The sequence below is a fragment of the Sorangium sp. So ce128 genome, assembly GCF_051525245.1.
In the GTDB taxonomy this organism is placed as follows: Bacteria; Myxococcota_A; Polyangia; order Polyangiales; family Polyangiaceae; genus Sorangium; species Sorangium cellulosum_B.
In genome coordinates, this window is the sequence record NZ_CP150313.1 from 11,166,901 (window position 1) to 11,186,748 (window position 19,848).

The window sequence follows — 19,848 nt, forward strand, 5'->3', positions numbered from 1 at the left end:
TCGTCGGGTCAGTTGGCGATGAACGCGCAGCACCCGACGACGCAGATGTAGCCGTCGGCGCAGCCGTCGCTGCAAGGATCCGCGCACGTCGGAGCCGACCCACCTTCGCCACCGCCGGGGTCGGAGCTGCCGCCGGGGTCGGAGCCGCCGCCGCCATCGGTCTCGCCCGTGCTTCCATCGTCGGGGCAATCGTGCCCGCCGTCGTCGCTGCCGCCAGGATCGCCGGAGCTGCTGTCCCCGGGGTCGTCGGAGCCGCTGCCGGGGCCGCCGTCGCAATGGCCAGGGCCGATGCCGCCCTCGTTGAAGTCCGCGAGCGCACCGGACAGCGCGACGGCATCCTCGGCCGCGCTGCCTTGCTTGACGCGGTACGGGAGCCGGCCATCGGCGTCCTTGTTGTCCTTCATCCACGCATCGGCCTCCGCGAGCGCCCCGCCCAGGGCAGCGTCGCTCGCGCCGCTCTTCACGTTCAGCAGCGCGGCGATCAGCTGGTGGCACAGGATCAGGCTGGCGTCGCCCCGCGGCGGCGTCTCGAAGAGCTCCAGCAGCTCCGCCTGGGAGTACTCGACCCCTCCGATGGTGAGCTTCGATGTCGGCCAGCTCTCCTCGTGGTTCTTCCAGTAGCCCTGGGTGAGCGTACAGCCGTCCCCCTCGGACGGGGGCGGAGTCCCGACCACGTTGCCCCTCCCCTCGCCGAAGCGATCCGGGTCGCCGTTCCCACAGGCAACGAGAGCGGAGCCAACCAGCGACAGACACCCCACGAGCACCAACCTGCCAAGCGTCATGATTCCTCCTGAAGTTGCGCATCGCGCGATGGGCGCTCCTCGCGAGGAGCGAGCGACATCGCGCGTGTCAGGCGGCGGGCATCGCGCCGGATCGGGGCGCACAGGCGACCCCGAGCCGGCGGGACCATGTTCTCGATCCACCCGCCCCAGCTGCAGCCCATGAGGAGCCGCGCTCTCGGTTTCTTCAGTGCCGGCCTGCGCTCGGCGCGGCTCATGTTTTTGTGGACGCTTTCCGATTCCGTGTCGTTCTCGATCGATTGAATTTTTCCTTCACCAACACATGAGTGACCGAGATCACGTCAGGCCGTGAGATCCCGTATCATTCTCGCTCGATCAAAATCTTCCTTCATGAGCACACGAGCGACCGAGATCACTTCAGCCCATGACGATCCATCTTGTTGAGCAGCCCCTGCCGCGACAGCCCGAGCCACGCTGCTGCCTGGCTCCTGTTGCCCTGGGTCGCCCGGAGCGCGGCGGCGATCTCGCGCCGCTCCAGCGCCGCGATCTTCTCTTCCAGCGTCGCCCCCTCGGCCGGCTCGTCGCCTGCCGGCGCCGCGGGCGCGCTGCCTCGCCGCGCCGGCGAGAGGTCCTCCTCGAGGATCTCTCCCCTGCCCCCGGCCATCACGAGCGCGCGCTGCATCTCGTGCCGGAGCTCTCGCAGGTTGCCGGGCCAGTCGCAGGCCTCGAGCCGGCGCATCGCGCCGGGCGAGATCGCGGTCGCCGGCGAGCGCGGCACGAGGGCACGCGACAGGTTCAGGAAGTGCTGCGCGAGGAGCGGCAGATCGCCCACGCGATCCGCGAGCCGGGGCAAGGCGATCTCGATCCCGCGCACGCGCCAGTAGAGGTCGTCGCGAAAGGTCCTGTCCGCCACCATCGACTCGAGCGCTCTGTGGGTGGCCGACACGACGCGGACGTCCACGGTCAGCGGGCGCGCCGCGCCCACCGGCAGGATCTCGCCGGTCTCGAGCACGCGCAAGAGCTTCACTTGCAGCGCCGGCTCCATGTCGCCGATCTCGTCGAGGAACAGGGTCCCTCCGTCCGCCTCGACGAACAGGCCGGGAGCGTCCTTGATCGCGCTCGTGAAGGCGCCTTTCCGGTGGCCGAACAGCGTCGATTCGAGGAGGGTCGGCGCGAGCGCGCCGCAGTTGACCGCGATGAAGGCCTTGTCCTTCCGGCGGCTCCTTGCGTGCAGGTAGCGGGCGAACACCTCCTTGCCCGTCCCCGAGTCGCCGGTGATGAGCACCGGCACGTCGGTCGGCGCCGCGCGCTCGCACAGCGTCCTCGCCTCGAGGAAGGCCGGCGACTGACCGAGCATCGCCGAGGCGTCGCCCTCGCGGGCGGCGAGCGAGCGCTCGAGCTCCGCCACCCGATCTTCCAGCGCGAGGCGCGCGGCCGCGCGAGCGACCACGGAGAGCAGCACGTCGGGGTCGACGGGCTTGGCCAGGAAGTCGTACGCGCCGCGCTCGACGAGGCGCAGGGCGAGCGGGGTCTCGCCCGCGCCCGAGACGACGATCACCTTGGCCGCGGGCCGCTCGGCGAGGAGCCTGTCCGCGAGCGCCGCGCCCTCCTCGGCGCGGCCCGTCGGCGGGAGCATCAGGTCGAGCACGACGAGGCGCGCGCTCGTGCGGCGGAGCTCCGAGAGCGCCTTCGGGGCGGCCCCGGCCTCGGCGACGGCGTACCCCTCCAGCGCGAGCAGCTCGCGGTAGGCGTCGCGGAACCCCGGATCGTCGTCGATGAGCAGGACGGTCTCGGTCACGGGTGACCGTACCGCGTCACCCGGGCGCGGATCCAGGGTTGCGCGGGGCGGGGGCGCGGCGCTCTCCGTGCTTCACCCGGCACTTCATTGCCCTGGGGCGCGCTACGGGGCAGGGCGCGCGCACCGGACCGGCATCGATTTCACGCCGCTCACCCAGTTCGAGCGGAGCCGCACGGCCGGCCCGGCGAGCTCGAGATCGGGGAGCCTGCGCAGGAGCTCCTCGAAGGCGACCCGCGCTTCCAGGCGCGCGAGCACGAGGCCCAGGCACACGTGGGGGCCAATGCCGAAGGAGAGGTGCTCGTTGGGCGTCCGGCCGACATCGAATCTGTGCGGATCGCTGAAGACCGCCTCATCGCGGTTGGCCGAGACGTACCACAGCACCACCTTGTCGCCGGCGGCGATCCGCTGCCCGCTTATTTCGGTGTCCCGCACCGCGGAGCGACGGAAGTAATAGACCGGCGGCGTGAAGCGCAGCATCTCCTCGATGGCGGTCGGGAGGAGCGAGGGATCGTCGAGCAGCCGCCGGCGCTGGTCGGGGTGCTCGAGGAGCGCGAGCATCCCGTTGGAGATGAGGTTCTTCGTGGTGTCGTGGCCGGCCGTGAGCAGCAGGTTGAAGAAGCCGCCGAACTCCGTGTAGGAGAGCTTCTCGCCGTCCACCTCGGCGGCCATGAGCAAGCTCAGCATGTCGTCCTTGGGCTCCTTCCGCCGCTGCTCGGCGAGCTGGTGCGCATAGGCGTTCATGTTGTGGAGCACGGCGTTCAGCTCCTCGGGCGTGACGCCATAGGCGGGATCGCTGGCCCCGAAGAACCGCGTCGTCCAGTCGAGCATCTGCTCCTGATCCTCGCGGGGGACGCCGATCACCTCGAGGATCACGGAGAGGGGCAGCTTGCCCGCGATGTCGCTGGCGAAGTCGCACCCGCCGCGCTCGCAGGCGTCGTCGATGAGCCTCGTCACGAGCTCCCGAACGTGGCCTTCGAGGCGCTGGATGACACGGGGCGTGAATCCCTTGCTGACCAGCGCCCGGAACCGGGCGTGCCGGGGCGGATCCATCATGATCATGACATCGGGGTTGTCGCGCATGTCCCCCGGCGGGAGATCCTCGATGAAGAGGCCGCGCCCCGAGCAGAACGCGGCCGGATCGCGCGAGATGCGGGCGACGTCGGCGTGCCGCGTGATCGCCCAGAACCCCCTGCCCGCCGGCTCGGGGTGCCAGTGGACGGGCGCCTCCCGGCGGAGGATCTCGAAGCGATCGTGCGGCGCGCCCGCGAGGTAGAGGTCCGGATCGAGGACATCGACGGTTTCAGGGGTCATCTGGGCAGGATCTCCTCAGGAGCTTCGGGAGCGCAACCGCTTGCGACGCATTCTGAGCAGCGCGATGAGCGCGAGCGCCGCATGCCATGGCCAGGGGGGCTCGTCACCACCCACGAAGCGGCACCCGCAGCCGCCCGTCGTGTCGCTGCTGGCGGGCGGGTCGCCGTTCGGGCTGGCGCCCGCGCCGCTGCCCGACGCGGGGGTGCCGGTTCCCGCGCCGCCAGCGCCGCTGGCCGTCGCGCCGCCTTCGCCCGTGGTGCTGCCGCCGCTCGTGCTGGCGCCGCTGGCCGCCGCGGCGCCACTGACCCCTGCGCCGCCAGCGCCGCTATTTGTCGCGCCGCCTTCGCCCGTGGTGCTGCCGCCGCCCGCGCCGGCGCCGCTGGCCGCCGCGGCGCCACCGACCCCTGCGCCGCCAGCGCCGCTGCCCGTCGCGCCGCCTTCACCCGTGGTGCTTCCGCCGCTCGTGACGGCGCCGCTGGCCGCCGTGGCGCCGCCAGTCCCCGCGCCGCCGGCGCCGCTGCCCGTCGCGCCGCCTTCACCCGTGGTGCTTCCGCCGCCGCTACCCGCGCCTTCGCCCGTGCTGCTGCGTGGGCAGCCCAGGACCGACACGTCGTCGATCGCGAGACCGGCGAGCTGGACGCTCGCGTCGCTGTCGAGGTGGAACACCACCTCCACTCGCTTTCCGGCGTATCCGCTGATGTCGGCGTGGTGCGTGCCCCATCCCGCGCTCTCCTGGAGCACCAGGTTGGAGCTACCGACGGTCGTGGTCATCGATGCATCGAGGAACTCCCAGAGACGCCTGGCGTTCGCGCCGCCGACCTCTCGGATCTCCACCCACCCGTGATCCGAGGAGGCGTTGTCGAGCTGGTACTTCATCGCCCAGCGGAGCTGGATGGGCGCCTGCACCCCGGACAGGTCGATCGGCGGGGAGACGAGGTCCTGATTCGAGCTCGGGTTGTACACGCCCGAGAGGTTCGTCTTCCAGCATTGCGTCCCGCCGTTGCACGTCGCGATCGGCGCGGCGCTCGGTGTGCCGAGCGCCCACGCGTCGGCTGTGCCTGCGTGCGTGAAGCCCTGCGCGCCGCCCTCGAAGTCCGCCGACAGCCGGGTGGACGGGGCGTCGCCGCTCGAGCACGAGAGCGCGGGGATCGGCGCGTCGCAGATCGTGAGGCTCCACGCGGACAACGAGCCGAGGTTGTTCGAGTTGTCCGTGTCGTCCCGGAGCGTGAGCGTCCACCGGCCCCCACCGTTCTCCCCGTCGAACCAGTGCAAGCGGTAGTCGAGCTCCGGCTGCACCATCATGCCGTTCAGCAGGGTGAAATGTCCGGCCGGGAACGCGGCCTCGTCGTCGATCGTGAGTTCGAGGTTCGGGTAGGTCCTATTGCCGATATCGGTGAAGAGACCGTTGGTGTTGCCGGCCGGCGAGACGAGGTACACGTCCAGGTCGGGGGGCATCGGATGGCTGAGCCGGACGCTCACGTTCAGGTCACCGATACGGGGCGCGCCCGGGACGTCGATGAACGACGTCGTGGGGGCGCCGAAGAGGATCTCCCTGGGCACGTTTGCGCTGTCGTACGTGGTGCACCCCACGCTCGGCGCCGCCGGATGCACGCTCACGCTGAGCCCGTAATCACCCGCCGTCACCGAGCCGGTCACGGTCACCCTGTAGGTGCCCGCGGCCTTCACCGTCGCGAAGATGGCGTCCGAGTACGGTGTCTCGACAGGCCCGGATTGGTTGTCCACCTGGATGTCGACCCCGGACCCGAAGGGACCGATCGCGAGCGCGGCGGCGAACTGCGTGAGGTCGCGCGTCGGGTCCTGATCGAGGCTCGCGAAGAGGGTGTCGCCGGCGTTGAGGGAGAGCGAGTAGCTGTCGACGTCGCTCGCGTTGCTGTGCGTGCCAGCGATCCAGCCGGTCGCGGGGAGCGGCTGCGGTGTCGTGTCGTTCGGCTCGATCTCCGCCGTGGGCGCGCCGCTCTGCACCTTGAGGTGGAGGTCGTAGGAGCGCAGCTGGACAGTCGCGGAGGGCACGCGCACGCGCGCGTAGTATGTTCCCGCGGTCGCGAGGGGCGTGCCCGCGATGCTCGGCGACGAGCCCCCGAACGACCCGTTGAAGACGTCGGTCTCCAGCACGGTCGTGCCATCCTGATCGAGGATGTCGAGGTCGGCGTCCTGCGATGCGGTGGAAGACGCTGTCATCACGGCGGCGTAGACACGGCTCCCGGCGGGCGCCTGGAACGAGAAGAGATCCGTGTCGCCGTCTGGAAGGAGATTGGCGCGCACGACCGTGTCGCTGGAGATGGCGTTCGCCTGCAACACCGTCCCGTTGGGCTCCGCCTCCGAAGCAAGCTCCTGTCCGACGGCCAGTTGTGCCCTGCCAAGGCCGTCGCCTTCGCTCACGCCGCAGCCGGCGAGGATCAACGCTGCCGCCCCGTGTGCGACGAACGAGCCGATGAAATCCCTGCTTCTCACGTCGTTTCCCTTCCGTTCAGCTGCCCCGCAGCGCCCAGGCTCCGTGGCGGGGCAACATTATAGCTGCTGTCTCGACGCCATGGGTGTCAACTTCAGGAGCCGGACGTCTGAGGTGCGTCGCTGTGCGCTCCGCAGGCTGTGGAGTGAGGAGCCCGCGAACAGATAGTTCATTCTTCCGAGCGCTCCACGTCTCAGCTGCCGCTCGACCTCGCCGTTATCTATCACTCGCGTTCGTCGTTCCCCGGCATGTGTAGTGTCGGTGTCGATCTTGTTGTTCTGCAATCGTTTCACGGTCGCGGAGAAAGACCACAGTGCGCCCAGTCGGCCCATCACGAGTATGCGGGATGATCTCCACGGTCGTGCGTGAACGGCGGTTTTTTTTCCAGCAACAGCCAGCACAGGAGAGCACCTCGACCTGACAGGATGTCGTAATATCTGCGCCTGCGGAACCCGTGGCACCATCGCCAGAAGCAGCACTCTCAGCACACGATTTCGGGCTACTTCCCACTCGCCTGAGACTATCCCCGAAGGCGCCGTCCCTGGGCCCGATGCGGGACTCAAGCGACTTGACGCAATCCCACATGCCCAGGTCACGGCCATGAGACAGCCGACGCCCTGCGGGGCAATTAGGACATCTGGCGCTTGCCGGGCTAGCTCACGAGCCGAAGATTCCTCTCCGTGAGAACGTGACGGGCGCTGCGATGGAAAGCAAATCGCTCCTTGCAGGCGACCGCTCAACAACCAAGGGAGGCTGTAAAATGAACCGAAAACTGGTGTGGGCACTCGTTGCCGCCTCTATTCTCTCTGTGTACTCGGTCAAATCCGCACACGCGTACAACGTCTACGGCGACATCCTCAAAGTCTATCAGGCTGAAGGAGGTGAGGGCGGTGAACTCGGCGCTCCGACTTCGGATGAGCAGCCCTACGGAACGTCCGGCGATCGGATCAACTACTTCCAGCATGGCTATATCCTGTGGTGGAAGGCCAACGCCGAGACCGTGGTCCATGTCTACGACCAGCGCTTCACCTACCGAATTCCACATCTTCCCTTCCCGGACCCCGACCCCGTCGGTGGCTGGAATATCACGCTGACCGTCAGGAGCAACGGCGATTACGGATTCTCGGGTCGATTCCATAGCGCGGCCACGATCTTTAACCCCGTTTCGCAGAACACCAACATCACGGTAGCTATCGCCGCGCCCACGGGCGTGGTTTTTACCTTCTCTGACAGCGGCAGCGTTAGCGCGTACAGTCGCGATCACGACTGGAACAAGAACGGCAATGACCCCGCGCTCGCGTCCCGATGGGGCGATCTGCAGCGCGGTGGAGTGAGGTTCATTCGAAGCGCGTCGACGAGGCTGGACATTGGTGGTTTGATTAATGGCATCGTGAGCGCCATTGGATTCGTGAGCACAGTGATCAAGGTCGTCGCTTGAATGGACGCCCGATAGGTCCGCATCCCAACCTTGCGGTGACGCCCTGCGCTGCAGCTCCGCACGCCAGAACGAGAGCGCGTCGCATCCAAGAACCATCGTCTCCGGCAGGGTGTAGCTCGGAGAGGATTAGGTTGCTGGCCTGCAGGACCGGGGCCTACCCATCGCCCGTATCCCCACGCAGCCGTATTCGCCCGTTCGGTCTCGCTGGTCGGGGCTCGGCGCCGCAGACTCGGACCCGGGGTCGGCCCCGCCGGCTCGGTGCCCATCAAGCCTCTACGGCAGGACTTGATTGAAGTGGGATGTTGGCGAGTAGCGAGATCCATCGAGCCGTGCGCGTGAATCACGAGAGACGTCTCGGCAGGTCGCCCCCGGGACGGATCTCCGCGATCTCGATCCCGAGGCCTACCCGGCCGCGATCATCCGCGTCACCCCGCCGCCTCCGCCGCCCTCTCGGGCCACCGCGCCTCGAAGCGCGCGCCGCCCCCCGGGGCGCGCTCGTAGCGCAGCGCGCCCCCGTGCCGCTCCAGCCAGCGCGCCGCGACGGCCAGGCCGAGGCCCGTGCCCGGGTGCTTCGCATCTCGCCCCCGACCCGTCACGAACGGCTGGAACAGCATCGCCTCGATCTCGGCCGGCACCCCCGGGCCGTTGTCCTCCACGCGCACGACCACGAAGCCGCCCTCGCCGCGCGTGACCACCGCCCGGATCCGCCCCTCGGGGCTCCCGTCGAGCGCGATGGCCGCGTTCTGCAGCAGCGCCGTGGCGACGTCGAGGAACGCCCCGCGGTCGGCCTCGACGAAGATCGACGCGCCTGCCTCGGACGCCACCTCGATGGGCGGCGCGCCCTCGCCGACGATCTGCCGGACCTGGCTCGCCGCGAGCCGCAGCGTGGAGAGCACGTCGACCTCGCTCACCTCGAGCGGCCTCGGGCGGCTGTAGCGGAGGAGATCGTCGAGGAAGCGCCTCGCCCGGTCGACCTGGGCGCGCAGCGACGCCACGGTCTCGGGCCTCGCGCCCTGCCGCTCGAGCAGCTTCGCCTGCGCGGCGATGACCCCGAGCGGATTGCGGATCTCGTGCGCGACCGCGCTCGCGAGGCGGCCGAGCTCCGCGAGCCGCTCGGCCTGGTCGGCGCGCACCTCGACGCGCTCGATCTCGTCGGCGAGATCGCGGACGCCGATGGGCCTCGAGAACAGCCGGCGACCGAGGTGCTCCACGACGAGCATGCGCAGCGGATCGGACGGGAGCGCGACGAGGAAGACGACGAAGGCGAGCCAGCCGAGCGACGCGCCGCCGCCCGGCGCGAGCGCGGGCAGGACCTTGAAGAAGACAACGAGCCCGAGCGTCGAGAGGAGCGCTGTCAGGCCGGCGTAGGCGAGCCCCTGCGCGAAGACGCGGCGGGAGCGGCCCAGCTCTCCGATGAGCACGGCGTAGGCCACGAGCAGGATGGCGAGGAGCAGGAGCGGCGCGCCGAGGAGCACGTCGCCGAGCCGGAGCACACGCAGCACCACGACGAAGCCGCCGCCGAGCGTCGCGAGCACGCTGCCGAAGAAGAGCGCGGCGATGCGCCGCCGCTGGAGCCCCCGGGCCGCGAGCGCCGCGCGCCCGAGGCGAACGCCGACCACGACCCAGGCGACGCCCATGACGACCGAGAGCGGGAAGAACAGCGGTCCCGGCGAGCGGGCCCCAGGACCGTAGAGGAGGCGCGGGTCGACGGCCCCGAGCAGCGCGACCGCGGCGCACACGGCGTAGGCGAAGACGACGGGGCGGCGCGAGGCGCCGGCGATGTCGGCGTAGGCGTGGGCGAGGCCGGCGGAGACGATGATCCCGCTCGGAATGACGTGCTCGGCGAGGACGAGCGTGCCGTCCGTCTCGAGCAGGATGAGCCCTGTGACCCAGAAGGCGAGGAAGAAGCAGAGCGCGACGAGGCCGCGGCCCACGTTGCGCCCGAGCCGCAGCGCGGTGACCGCGACGGTCACGGCAGCGGCCCAGAGCGGGTAGTACGCGAGAGCGACCAGGGGTCTCACACGGCCTCGGCGGGGTAGGAAGCCCCGACGATAGCGCCAGAGGCCCCGGGGGCGCGAGGTGTCCACGGCGTGGACAGCGGCCTGCCCATGGCCTGGGCACCGCGGCCCGGCGCCGCGCCTCGATCCGGCCGATCAGCGCGGATCCCGCGGATGGCACGGGCGCTGCTGAGAGGCCTGTCGAGGAGACGAACCATGGCAGACCCGGTCGAAAGCTATCTCATCGCGGTGTACGGGGCCTATGCGGTCATCAGCGTCGGACTGACGATCTGGATCGCCCGCACGCTGTTCAAGAATGGATCGGTGTTCCTGGAGGAGGTGTTCGCCGACAACCCGAGGATGGCCGAGGCGGTGAACCGCCTGCTCGTGGTGGGGTTCTACCTGGTGAACCTGGGGTATGCGTCGCTGATCCTGAAGGCGGAAGGCTCGGCGACGATGACGGAGGCGGTCGAGGTGCTGTCGTCGAAGCTGGGCCTGCTCTTGCTCTCGCTCGCGCTGATGCACTTCACGAACCTCCTCGTGTTCCACCGCATCCGCCGCCGCGCGAAGCTCGCGGTCCTGCCGCCTCCGGTCGCGCCGCAGATGCGCATCGATCCGCGCACGGCGCGCGCGGAAGAGGAGATGGCCGCGCAGCGAGAGCGCCGGCGGGCCGTCGCGGAGGTCTCGGCGTGACGAATGCAGACGCGGGCGTGAGGCGCCGTGGCGCCTCGCGCTGGCGGCGCGGCCAGACGCCCTGGCCTCCGCGCTGCGAGGAGAGCGGGCCATGATCGAGCGAATCACCGTGCTCTATGACGCCGAGTGCGCGCTGTGCACGCGGTGCCGCCACTGGATGGAGCACCAGACGGCGCTTGTCGAGATGGAGTTCCTGCCCGCCGGCTCGCCCGAGGCGGCGGAGCGGTACGGGGCCGTGCCCTGGCTCGGCGAGGAGCTCGTCGTGATCAGCGATCGCGGCGAGGTCTGGGCTGGCCCCGCGGCCTTCATCGTGGCGCTCTGGGCGCTCGAGGGGTACCGCGAGTGGTCGTACCGGCTGAGCGGCGACACGCTCTCGAAGATGGCGGAGCGCTTCTTCCACGCGCTGTCGGGCAACAGGAAGTGGCTCGCGGGCTGGTTCGGCCACCCGTCCTGCGCGAGCGGCTCCTGCCGGCTGCCGGGAGCGCCGGCGGCAGGGCCTTATCGGTGAAGAGAACTAGGGGAGCCATTGCCCCACCTCGGCGATGGCGCGGGCGACCCCCACGATCGCCGCCGCCCCGCCCAACCGCAGCAAGAGCGGAGAGAGCTCGGTGAGGCTGCCGAAGCCTACCAGCATCCCGGGGAGGTCGCCGGTCCAGTCGTTGCCGAGCTCGTTGCACATGACCATGGCTGCATCGGGAAGGGCCATCCAGGGCGCGCAAGCCGAAAGGACGCGCAGCGCCAGCCGGTCGCCGTGAGCCCAGTACGCGGACATGACCTCTCGCACGGCCTTCTCGCGCATGTCCTCGGGGAGATCCGGCAAGATGCCCGCGAAGCTGACCATCCGAGATTCCCCTTCTCGGCTCTCCGCGAGACGCCAAGCTTCGTCGGGTGAGAGATCCGTGGGTCGAATCACCATGTCCCTCGACAGATACCCGTCGACCTCGTCGTACGTCGCGCCCGCGCGGATCCGGCGGGTGCGCTCGGGGTCCGCTGAGCTCGGGTCGGTTGCCACGTAAGGGATCGGTCGGGGAACGATCTCGTCGAGACCTGCGCATGCATCCGTTGCCCATCCCCGAACCAGCTGCTGCTCAGAGCCTGTCAACAGGGAGGCGAACGTCACCAGCGCCTCGGCGCGCTCGCGCGCGGCGCCCGTCGGTCGGGTAAGGTCCACAGTGGGTTCGGTGTAGGGCTCGGCAGGGTCGCGCTCTTCATCGTGGCTGCCCTCTTTCGCGCAGAGCGCCCCATCCACGAGCGCACACCAGACGACATCGCACACACGAGCAGCCCTATCGGCCCTGGTCCCTGGATCGCTCTCGGTCCCGAAGCGACAGGCCTGGAGGAGCGCATCCGTCGCAGCGCGACGAGCCCCCTGGACGTCCGCCAAGAATCCCACGAGGCCTCCCGGCCTGTCCATCCAGGCCCTGAGCCACGCCGGCGAGACGAGCTCCATGCGGTCGGTCACTCCAGCGCCTCGCCTCATCATGTGAGCGCCGAGGTACTCCACGAGGTACGGGGGCCACGCGACGTGTGGCTCGGAAGCCGCCTTGCACACGCGCAGCGCCGACAACCCGCGAGCAACGATGGCGTCCTCGATGGCCGCGACGCGATCGGACGCGGACCAGCCGGCGCGCCCCGCGTCGTCCCGGAACCGGTAGGCTCCCCCGTCATCCGTGACGACAAGCCGGCGAGCCAGGTCCGGGGCGCGCTCGAACGCCTCGAGCTCGGCTGGGGCGACGCCCACCGCCCGCACGAGATCGTCACGCGACACGGGAGCAAGGCTCGCAGCGAGCGCGTCGAAGGCACGCGCGGCGAGCGCTCCCTCCTCGCCCAGCGACGCCAGAGCTCTCCGCGCCCTGGCAGGCTCGTCGGGCGATGGACGAGCCGCGGAGCATGATATCAGCGTGATCTCCTCCGCCACCCACGCGAGCCTGTCGCGCCATGGCACACCACCCGGCGCGTGCTCCTCCGCATCGACGGACACGACGATATGCGCGCCCTCACCGGGGTCGCGCAGGAGAGGAGTTCGTGGCTCCGGCCACCCGTCGGCGGCGCGCTCGATGCCGTCGAGGACCACGAGCAATTGGGGGTTCTCGTCATCAGGCACAGAGGAGACCCATCCGACGCCCCCCAGGGCCAGCCGGATGGCAGCCATCAGCTCCCCCGGGCTCCGCGGGCGGCTGAACATGACGGTCGCCGATCCCTTGAACAGGCCGAAGAACAGCTTCAGCATGTCGCGCTCGACCGCGGTCCCGAAGCGAGCGCTGACAGGCACGAAGATCACCTCCGCGGCGCGGCGTTCGGCCACCGACAGGGCCCAGCGCGCCAGGAGGGCGGAGCGGAAGCTCGGGTCCGCGCCCGCGACGAGCGCGCAGGCGGGCCCCCCCGTGAACCAGGCATCGAGGGCGGCGAGCAGCGCACGGGTTTCCTGCGGAGCAGGGTCGAGATGGACGTCCTCGGCGACGGACCGCCAGAAGGCGGCGAGCCCTCCATGCGACCGCGCAAGACCGCCCTCCGGGCCGCGCACAGATGACAGCGCGGCCTGCTGCTCGGAAGGGCCGTTCATCAACGTCTCCCTGCGTTCATGAAGATCTTCCGTGTACCCGGGTTGTAGGTGGACTCCCCATTCCAGGGCCCGGTCTTCGTCAGGTTCTTTGGCGAGTGTCCCTGGACCGAGGTGTGAGGGATCCCCATGTCTTTCAGCATTTCCTTGCAGACAGGGCAGGGGTTGGCCGCGACTCGCCTGTTTCTCTTGTAGTCGTCAGCGTTGCCTTCGTACGTCTCCAGCGTGTAGCCCTCTTCCTGGAACATCCTGGCAACATCCGCCTTCGTGGCGCCGGGGCCGAGTCGGTGCGCCAGGTTGGTAAGCGCCGAGCGCTCGGCGCAGGGCTTGCCATTCGGCACCGCGCTGTGCGACGCCGGAAGAGGCCGACCTGTGTCCTGGCTGTGACCATCAGCGACGATGTTGCCCGCCCTGTCCTTGATGATCGAGTACATGAGCCCCTCGACGTCGATCGCCGAGGTCGGGCAGTTGGCCGCGTAGGCGAAGACGTTGAGGCCGCCCTCGATCCCCAAGGGATCGGCGCTGATGTACCGGCCGAGCTCGGGATCGTAATAGCGATGCCTGTTGTACGAGAGCCCGGTCTCCTCGTCCGCGTATTGCCCCCGGAAGCGCAGGGGCGTGCTCGTCTGCGCGCCTTCCGCCGCCGTCGCCGATCCCCACGGGTCGCGCGCGAGCTCGCAGCCGATCTGCCCGTCAGGGCCGACGAGCATCTCGGGCGCGCCGGAGTCGTCGGTCAGGTAATGCCACCACGCCGACACGGCGCGCGCCCCGCCCTCGGCACGGGCTTCTCGGTGCGCGACGGGGACGGTCCTGTCGTGCTCGAACACGTACGTTCGCTCGTCCACGATCGGGTTGCCCCCGGCGTCGGTCTTGCGGCGGATCTCGTGCACGAGCGCCCCGCCATCCCAGACGAAGCGCGTCGCCTCGACCAGCCGCTCGGAGCCGTCCGCCGCGCGGGTCAGGAGCCGCTTCGCGACGCGCCTGCCGAACGGATCGTACTCGAACGCGACGATCTCGCCATCGGGGCGTTCGACCCTCGCCAGCATGCCCGACGCCGACCAGCGATAGCGCGTGAGCTCCTCCGCGCCTGCCGTAGAGCGCGTGCGCTTCGTGATGAGACGGCCGTCGTCGTCCCACGTGTACTCGGTATCTCCTGCACGCTGGATGCGGCCGCCGGCCGCGTACGAGCGCGGCGGAGCTCCGGGCATGGCGTCGTGCAGGTTGCCCGCGAGATCGTACCGGAACGAGGCCACCTCGCCCCCGTCGCGGCGCACCCCGGCCAGCTGGCCGGCAGGATCGTAGCCGTACTGCGTTACCCCACCGCGAGCGCTCCAGTGCTCCTCGAGGAGGCCCGCGGGCGTATAGCGACGCCACTCGGCGTGCACCGTCCCGGGCGGCAAGCGCCCGACCCAGGCGGGCTGCATGGAGAGATCTCTGCCCATCACGCCGGAGGTGCTCGAGACGATCCGCCGCTCGGAGAGGCGCCCCAGAGCATCGTACGCCATGTCGATCCGCGCTCCGCCCTTGAGCGAGCGTGTCAGCTCGCGCCCCCACGGATCGCGCGTCGACACGGCCTCGGCCTGGCCGTCGAGGAACAGCGCTACTTGCTGCCGCGCGAAGTCGTGGGACCACTGCGCCGTATGCCCGAGCGAGGTGCGGCGGGCGGCGACCTCCCCGGTGATCCGATACTCGGTCTGCACCGTGACGGGAGCCCCGGCGATCTCCTGCGTCTCGCCGACGATCCACCCCTTCTCGTTTCTGTCGAACGCGAAGCGGCCCGCGGCGTTCTCGGCGAAGATGATCTCGCCCCGCCCGTTGTACTCGAACGACTCCTCGGTTCCATCGTCGAAGATCCGCCTGGTCATCTGGCCTGCGAGATCGCGCTCGTACTCGGTGCGTTGTCCTAGCCCGTTCTCGGACCACACCACCCTGCCGATCGCGTCATGCCCGTACCGCAGGACGCGGCCGTCGAACGTGCGCTCGGCGACGACCAGCCCGGCGAGGTTCCTCTCGTAGCTGTGCGCTTCGCCCCGGCCGTTCGTGACGCGCATGAGCCACCCTTCGCGGTTGTACTTCAGCTCGGTCACCTCGCCGTTCGGCCTCTCGATGCGAACGGGTTTGTGGAGCCCTCCATAGGTCATTCGCGTCGTCTGACCATCGGGTTCGGTGATGCGGATGAGGTTGCCCGCCCCGTCGTAGTCGTAGCGCTCGACCGACCCGTCCGGCGAGATCACGGACAGGACGCGGCCCCCCGTGGAGTACGTGAACGCCGTCCGCCCACCCCGCGCGTCCCAGATCTCGACGCACCGGCCCCACGCATCGTAGCGCGCCCGTGTTTGCGCTCCGGCTTGGTCGATGTGCTCGATGACGTTGCCCTCCGCGTCGCGCCGGAACACGAGCGTCCTGCCGTCGGGCCAGCGGACCTCGATGGGCAGACCTCGCGCATCAAAGCGCGCCGAGCAGACGGCGCCGATCGGATCGGTCCAGAACAGGGTGTCGCCCGCGCGATCGACGCGGGTCGTCTCCCCGTCCGGCCCGGTGACGGCGGTGATCTCTCCCGATGCGTCGCGCTCGATCACGGTGCGCCGGCCGAGCGGGTCCACCACCTCCGTCTCGCGCCCCATGACATCGCGCTTCCAGGTCGTCCGCGCCCCGAGCGGATCGGTGAACGAGGTGAGAAAGCCCCGCTGATCGTAGGTGCGGCCGAACACGCCGAGCGGCGTCACCGCCTTGTCGACCAAGCCGTGCGCGTTGCCGAAGTACCGATGGAGCGCCACCGAGTCGACGGCCTCCGAGTAGCCGTCTCCTGAGTACTCGAACTTTGTGTGGAGGATCCCCCTGGCCCGGGTGACATGATCGGCGAGCATCTCGGGGACGTCGTCCGCCAGGCTCGGATCCGCCTTGCCGGGGTATTCACCCCAGGTCTCGATGCACCGGCCTTCGCCGTCATATCGGAAGGAGAACATGAGGCCCGTCGGCCCCGTGATGGACGTCAACCGATGGCTCGTGTCGTATTCGTACCGCGTCACGTACCCGTCGGCGTCCTCCGCCTCGATGAGCCTGCCTCCTGCGTCGTACGCGTAGCGGGCGAACGTGACCCACCTCCCCTGGGCGACGTTGTTCTTCGCCTCGAAGGCGGCGATGCGGCGGTCCCGCCCGCGCAGCACGCGGACGACACGCCCGGAGGCGTCCGTCACCTCGGCGAGGACGCCGCGATCGTAGGCGAGGACGATCCGGTTCTGGGCTCGGTCGCCGATGACGGTCGGCAGGTAGCGCTCGCCCTCGTCGGAGATGACGTGCTCGCCGAAGAACAGGTATTGCCCATCCGCGAGATCGAGCCGGAACCCGTTGCCTTCGCGGTGAACGATCCAGCCGTGGGGACCGATGATCCCCGTCCCCGGCAGCACCTTGCCGAGATCGTGCTCGACGCCGTCGAACGAGAGGATGCGCAATGAGCCGCGGCGCTGGAGGAGCTGCCAGGCGAGCGAGTGGATCCACCCGAACCCGAGGCCGACATCGCGGTCGCGCGCGCTGCTCGAATACGTGCGCTCGATGACGAGCGGCAGAGGGCCGGGAAAGGAGACGTCGACGGCGGGCACCGTGAAGACGCGGCCGGTCACCACGTCGACGGGATCGCCGCGCGACATCTTGCCGCTCGAGCCGGAACCGTGGTGGTTCGGGCAGCCGCCGCCGTCCGTCGAGCCGGTGCCGCAGGAGCCGGCGCCCTTGCCGCCACCGCCCGCGCCGTCGCCCCCATTGCTTCCGCTGCCGCCCTGGCCGTCGCCCGCGCCATTGCCTCCACGACCGCCGGAGCCTCCACCACCGCCGCCGCCCCCCATTACGAAGACGCCGGGGTTCATGCCAGGGATGGCAGGGATGTTCGGGACCGGGGCGGTGCGGGCCATGCGCCGAGGATACTCGAGCGAGCCGATATCCGGGCGACGATCAACGCCCGCTCAGTGCACCCGCATCCCCGGCTTCGCCCCCGAGTCCGGCGACAGGAGATGCACCGTCTCGTCCCCCGCCGCGAGCACCATCCCCTCGCTGAGGCCGAACTTCATCTTCCGCGGCGCCAGGTTGGCGCACACGATGACGAGCCGCCCGATGAGGTCTTCCGGCTTGTAATACGCCTTGATCCCGGCGAACACCGTCCTCCGCGCCTCCCCGCCGAGCGAGACGGTCAGCTTGAGCAGCTTCTTCGCCTCGGGCACGTGCTCCGCCGCGACGATGCGCGCGACGCGCAGGTCGACCTTGCTGAAATCGTCAATCGTACACTCCGGCGCGAGCGGCTCCTTGGCGAGCGCCGCGCCGTCGTCCTCCGCGGCCGCGCCCCCGCCCGCCGCCTGGCCTGCCTCCGCGTTCGCCCCGGCCGCGCCGCCCGGCGCCGCCGCCTCCTCGGCAGGGCGGCCCTCCGCGATCATCTTCTCCACTGCACCCGGCTCGACCCGCTTCATGAGGTGCTCATACGCGGCCACAGGCGTGCCCACAAGCGGCGTCTTCGCGAGCGCCCACCGGTCCATGGGGCACCCGAGCAGCCGCGCGACGTCGTCGGCCAGCTTCGGGAGCACCGGCGCCAGGTAGAGCACGATCTGCCGGAACAGGTTGAGCGCCACGGTGCAAACGGCCTGCAGCTCCGCCTTCTTCTCCGGCTGCTTCGCCAGCGCCCACGGCTGCATCCGGTCGACATACTCGTTCGCCCGGTCCGCCAGCGCCACGATGCTCCTCGTCGCCCGCGCATAGTCGAACGCCGCGTACGCCGCCCCGATCGCGTCGCCCTCCTCCGCCGCCGCCGCGAACAGCCCCCCGTCCTCGGGGTAAACCGCCGACAGCCCCGTCTGCGCCACGAAGCGCGACGACCGGCTCGCCAGGTTCACGACCTTGTTCACGAGCTCGGCGTTCACCTTGTTCACGAGCTCTTCCAGGTTCAGATCGATGTCGTCGACCTTCGAGCTCAGCTTGCTCGCGTAGTAATAACGGAGGTACGCCGGGTCGAGGTGCTTCAGGTACGTCGAGGCCAGCACGAAGGTGCCCTTGCTCTTCGACATCTTCTCTCCGTTCACGGTGAGGAACCCGTGCACCTGCACGCGCGACGGCAGCGAGAACCTCGCGCTCTTCAGCATCGCCGGCCAGAAGAGCGTGTGGAAATACACGATGTCCTTCCCGATGACGTGGACGATCTCCGTCTCCTCGGATCGCCACCAGTCGTCGAACGCCTCGCCTTCCCGGGCGCACCACTCCTTGCTCGCCGCCATGTACCCTATCGGCGCGTCGAACCAGACATACCAGTAGTTCCCTGGCGCGTCGGGGATCTCGAACCCGAAGTACGGCGCGGGGCGCGACACGTCCCAGTCGCGGAGCGGCTCCGACAGGAAATGCCCTGCGAGGTAGTTCGCGATCTCCTTCGACATCCGCCCCTCGCCCTGCGTCCAGGTCGACAGGAACGGCCGCTCCGGCTCGATGGCCACCATGAGGTGCTGCGCGCTCCGCACCTCGGGCCGCGCGCCCGTGAGCGCGCTTCTCGGCTCGATCAGATCGGTCGCGGCGTAGGTCGAGCCGCACCGGTCGCAGCTATCGCCGTACTGGTCCGGCGCCGCGCACTTCGGGCAGGTGCCCTTGACGAAGCGATCCGCCAGGAACATGCCCTCCTGCGGATCGAAGAGCTGCGTGACCTCCTTCGTGGTCACCATGCCGCGCTCGCGCAGCGACGCCCAGATCTCCTCGCACAGCGCGCGGTTCGCGGGGGAGTTCGTGCTGCCGTAGTGGTCGAACCGGATCTGGAACGCCGCGAAATCGCGCTGGTGCGCCGCGCTCATGTCCGCGATGACGTCGGCCTCGCTCCGCCCCTCTTGCCGAGCGCGGATCATGATGGCCGTGCCGTGGGTGTCGTCGGCGCACAGGGATATGCACCTCCGCCCGGTCATCCGCCAATAACGGGCAAAGATGTCGGTCTGGGTGTACTCGACGAGGTGGCCGATGTGGATGTGCCCGTTGGCGTAGGGCAGCGCGCTGGTGAGCAGGAGCCGTTTCATGCTGCGCTGGACTTTGCACGAAATCCCAGCCGGATGCGAGCCGCCGATGGCGCGCGGGCGCGCCTTCCAGCGGAGCGCCGCGCGGGCCCGCGTGGACACGACAGCGGGCGTGCAGCCATGGACGGAGCGGGCTCGGGCTCTAGATACGTAGTGAACCGATCGACGGGGAGGGGACCATGGCAGTCCAGAGGAAGCAACAGAGGAAACAGAGGCGTGGTGGCAAGGAAGGCGGAGCGCGGGCGCTGGAGGCCCAGCCCCTCCTCCGCCAGCGAGGCAAGGAGATCCAGCCTTTCGGGACCGTCGTGGACTATCCGCTGGCGCTCGCCGCAAAGTCGCGCGCGGAGAGCATCCGGGCGCTGAATCAGATCCTGTCGGACACGCTCGTCCTGCGCGACATGTACAAGAAGCATCACTGGCAGGTGTCCGGGGCGACCTTCTTCCAGCTCCACCTGCTCTTCGACAAGCACTTCAAGGAGCAAGCCGCGCTGATCGACATGCTCGCCGAGCGCGTCCAGATGCTGGGCGGCGTCGCCATCGCCATGGCGCACGACGTCGCGGAGACGACGAGGATCGAGCGGGCGCCCCGCGGCCGCGAGCAGGTGCCCGCCCAGCTCTCGCGCCTGCTCGACGCGCACGAGCTCATCCTCGCGGAGACGCGCGAGGCGGTGAAGCTCACCACCGAGAACCGCGACGATGGCACCGCCGACCTGCTCATGAGCGACGTCCTCCGCACGAACGAGATGCAGGTGTGGTTCCTGTCCGAGCACCTCGTCGACACGCCGCTCGTCCGCGCCACCTGAGCGCCGGCACGC

The 19,848-nt window shown here is 69.6% G+C and carries 12 protein-coding genes; 4 read left to right on the top strand and 8 right to left on the bottom strand.

Annotated features, from left to right (window positions below; genetic code table 11):
* Nucleotides 1-8: 8 nt before the first annotated feature.
* From WME82_RS42310 to WME82_RS42325, 4 genes are all read right to left on the bottom strand, one after another.
* Nucleotides 9-782, bottom strand: coding sequence for a hypothetical protein (locus tag WME82_RS42310; protein WP_438039955.1), 774 nt, complete (start codon nucleotides 780-782; stop codon nucleotides 9-11).
* Nucleotides 783-1,152: 370 nt separating this feature from the next.
* Complete coding sequence (locus tag WME82_RS42315; RefSeq protein WP_438039956.1) at nucleotides 1,153-2,538, bottom strand: sigma-54-dependent transcriptional regulator; 1,386 nt, start codon at nucleotides 2,536-2,538, stop codon at nucleotides 1,153-1,155.
* A gap of 102 nt (nucleotides 2,539-2,640) precedes the next feature.
* Entirely contained in the window at nucleotides 2,641-3,849 is a 1,209-nt protein-coding gene (locus tag WME82_RS42320) for a cytochrome P450 (RefSeq protein ID WP_438039957.1), read from the bottom strand.
* 15 nt (nucleotides 3,850-3,864) lie between these two features.
* Nucleotides 3,865-6,321, bottom strand: coding sequence for a proprotein convertase P-domain-containing protein (locus tag WME82_RS42325; protein ID WP_438039958.1), 2,457 nt, complete (start codon nucleotides 6,319-6,321; stop codon nucleotides 3,865-3,867).
* 758 nt (nucleotides 6,322-7,079) lie between these two features.
* Between WME82_RS42325 and WME82_RS42330 the strand changes: the two genes are divergently transcribed.
* Entirely contained in the window at nucleotides 7,080-7,757 is a 678-nt protein-coding gene (locus tag WME82_RS42330) for a hypothetical protein (RefSeq protein ID WP_438039959.1), read from the top strand.
* A gap of 425 nt (nucleotides 7,758-8,182) precedes the next feature.
* On the opposite strand, the gene WME82_RS42335 is transcribed toward WME82_RS42330, so the two are convergent.
* Nucleotides 8,183-9,778: an ATP-binding protein gene (locus WME82_RS42335; protein WP_438039960.1), complete on the bottom strand. Its 1,596-nt coding sequence runs from the start codon at nucleotides 9,776-9,778 to the stop codon at nucleotides 8,183-8,185.
* Nucleotides 9,779-9,970: 192 nt separating this feature from the next.
* Here WME82_RS42335 and WME82_RS42340 point away from each other — a divergent pair, with 192 nt between their 5' ends.
* The gene (locus tag WME82_RS42340; protein ID WP_437742209.1) at nucleotides 9,971-10,447 is read left to right on the top strand and encodes a hypothetical protein; all 477 of its coding nucleotides are present in this window, start codon (nucleotides 9,971-9,973) and stop codon (nucleotides 10,445-10,447) included.
* Between the two features lie 91 nt (nucleotides 10,448-10,538).
* The gene (locus WME82_RS42345; RefSeq protein ID WP_437712446.1) at nucleotides 10,539-10,955 is read left to right on the top strand and encodes a thiol-disulfide oxidoreductase DCC family protein; all 417 of its coding nucleotides are present in this window, start codon (nucleotides 10,539-10,541) and stop codon (nucleotides 10,953-10,955) included.
* Between the two features lie 6 nt (nucleotides 10,956-10,961).
* Here the strand turns inward: WME82_RS42345 and WME82_RS42350 are convergent, their stop codons facing one another.
* Genes WME82_RS42350 through metG form a run of 3 tightly spaced genes read right to left on the bottom strand, consistent with a single transcriptional unit; the run spans nucleotide 10,962 to nucleotide 19,036 of the window.
* On the bottom strand, nucleotides 10,962-13,010 hold the full coding sequence (locus WME82_RS42350) for a hypothetical protein (RefSeq protein ID WP_438039961.1): 2,049 nt from the start codon (nucleotides 13,008-13,010) through the stop codon (nucleotides 10,962-10,964).
* Nucleotides 13,010-16,912, bottom strand: a complete 3,903-nt coding sequence (locus WME82_RS42355; RefSeq protein WP_438039962.1) for an RHS repeat-associated core domain-containing protein — start codon at nucleotides 16,910-16,912, stop codon at nucleotides 13,010-13,012. The genes WME82_RS42350 and WME82_RS42355 overlap by 1 nt, the downstream gene beginning before the upstream one ends.
* Before the next feature lie 51 nt (nucleotides 16,913-16,963).
* Nucleotides 16,964-19,036: a methionine--tRNA ligase gene (gene metG / locus WME82_RS42360; RefSeq protein ID WP_438039963.1), complete on the bottom strand. Its 2,073-nt coding sequence runs from the start codon at nucleotides 19,034-19,036 to the stop codon at nucleotides 16,964-16,966.
* 176 nt (nucleotides 19,037-19,212) lie between these two features.
* Between metG and WME82_RS42365 the strand changes: the two genes are divergently transcribed.
* A complete protein-coding gene (locus WME82_RS42365) occupies nucleotides 19,213-19,836 on the top strand; it encodes a Dps family protein (RefSeq protein ID WP_438039964.1) in 624 nt (207 codons plus the stop codon).
* Nucleotides 19,837-19,848 lie beyond the last annotated feature (12 nt).

Coding starts and splice junctions, on each gene's coding strand:
- WME82_RS42350 (WP_438039961.1), bottom strand. CDS start 13,010: ATGAACGGCCCTTCCGAGCAGCAGGCCGCGCTGTCATCTGTGCGCGGC.
- WME82_RS42310 (WP_438039955.1), bottom strand. CDS start 782: ATGACGCTTGGCAGGTTGGTGCTCGTGGGGTGTCTGTCGCTGGTTGGC.
- WME82_RS42345 (WP_437712446.1), top strand. CDS start 10,539: ATGATCGAGCGAATCACCGTGCTCTATGACGCCGAGTGCGCGCTGTGC.
- WME82_RS42355 (WP_438039962.1), bottom strand. CDS start 16,912: ATGGCCCGCACCGCCCCGGTCCCGAACATCCCTGCCATCCCTGGCATG.
- WME82_RS42330 (WP_438039959.1), top strand. CDS start 7,080: ATGAACCGAAAACTGGTGTGGGCACTCGTTGCCGCCTCTATTCTCTCT.
- WME82_RS42320 (WP_438039957.1), bottom strand. CDS start 3,849: ATGACCCCTGAAACCGTCGATGTCCTCGATCCGGACCTCTACCTCGCG.
- metG (WP_438039963.1), bottom strand. CDS start 19,036: ATGAAACGGCTCCTGCTCACCAGCGCGCTGCCCTACGCCAACGGGCAC.
- WME82_RS42340 (WP_437742209.1), top strand. CDS start 9,971: ATGGCAGACCCGGTCGAAAGCTATCTCATCGCGGTGTACGGGGCCTAT.
- WME82_RS42365 (WP_438039964.1), top strand. CDS start 19,213: ATGGCAGTCCAGAGGAAGCAACAGAGGAAACAGAGGCGTGGTGGCAAG.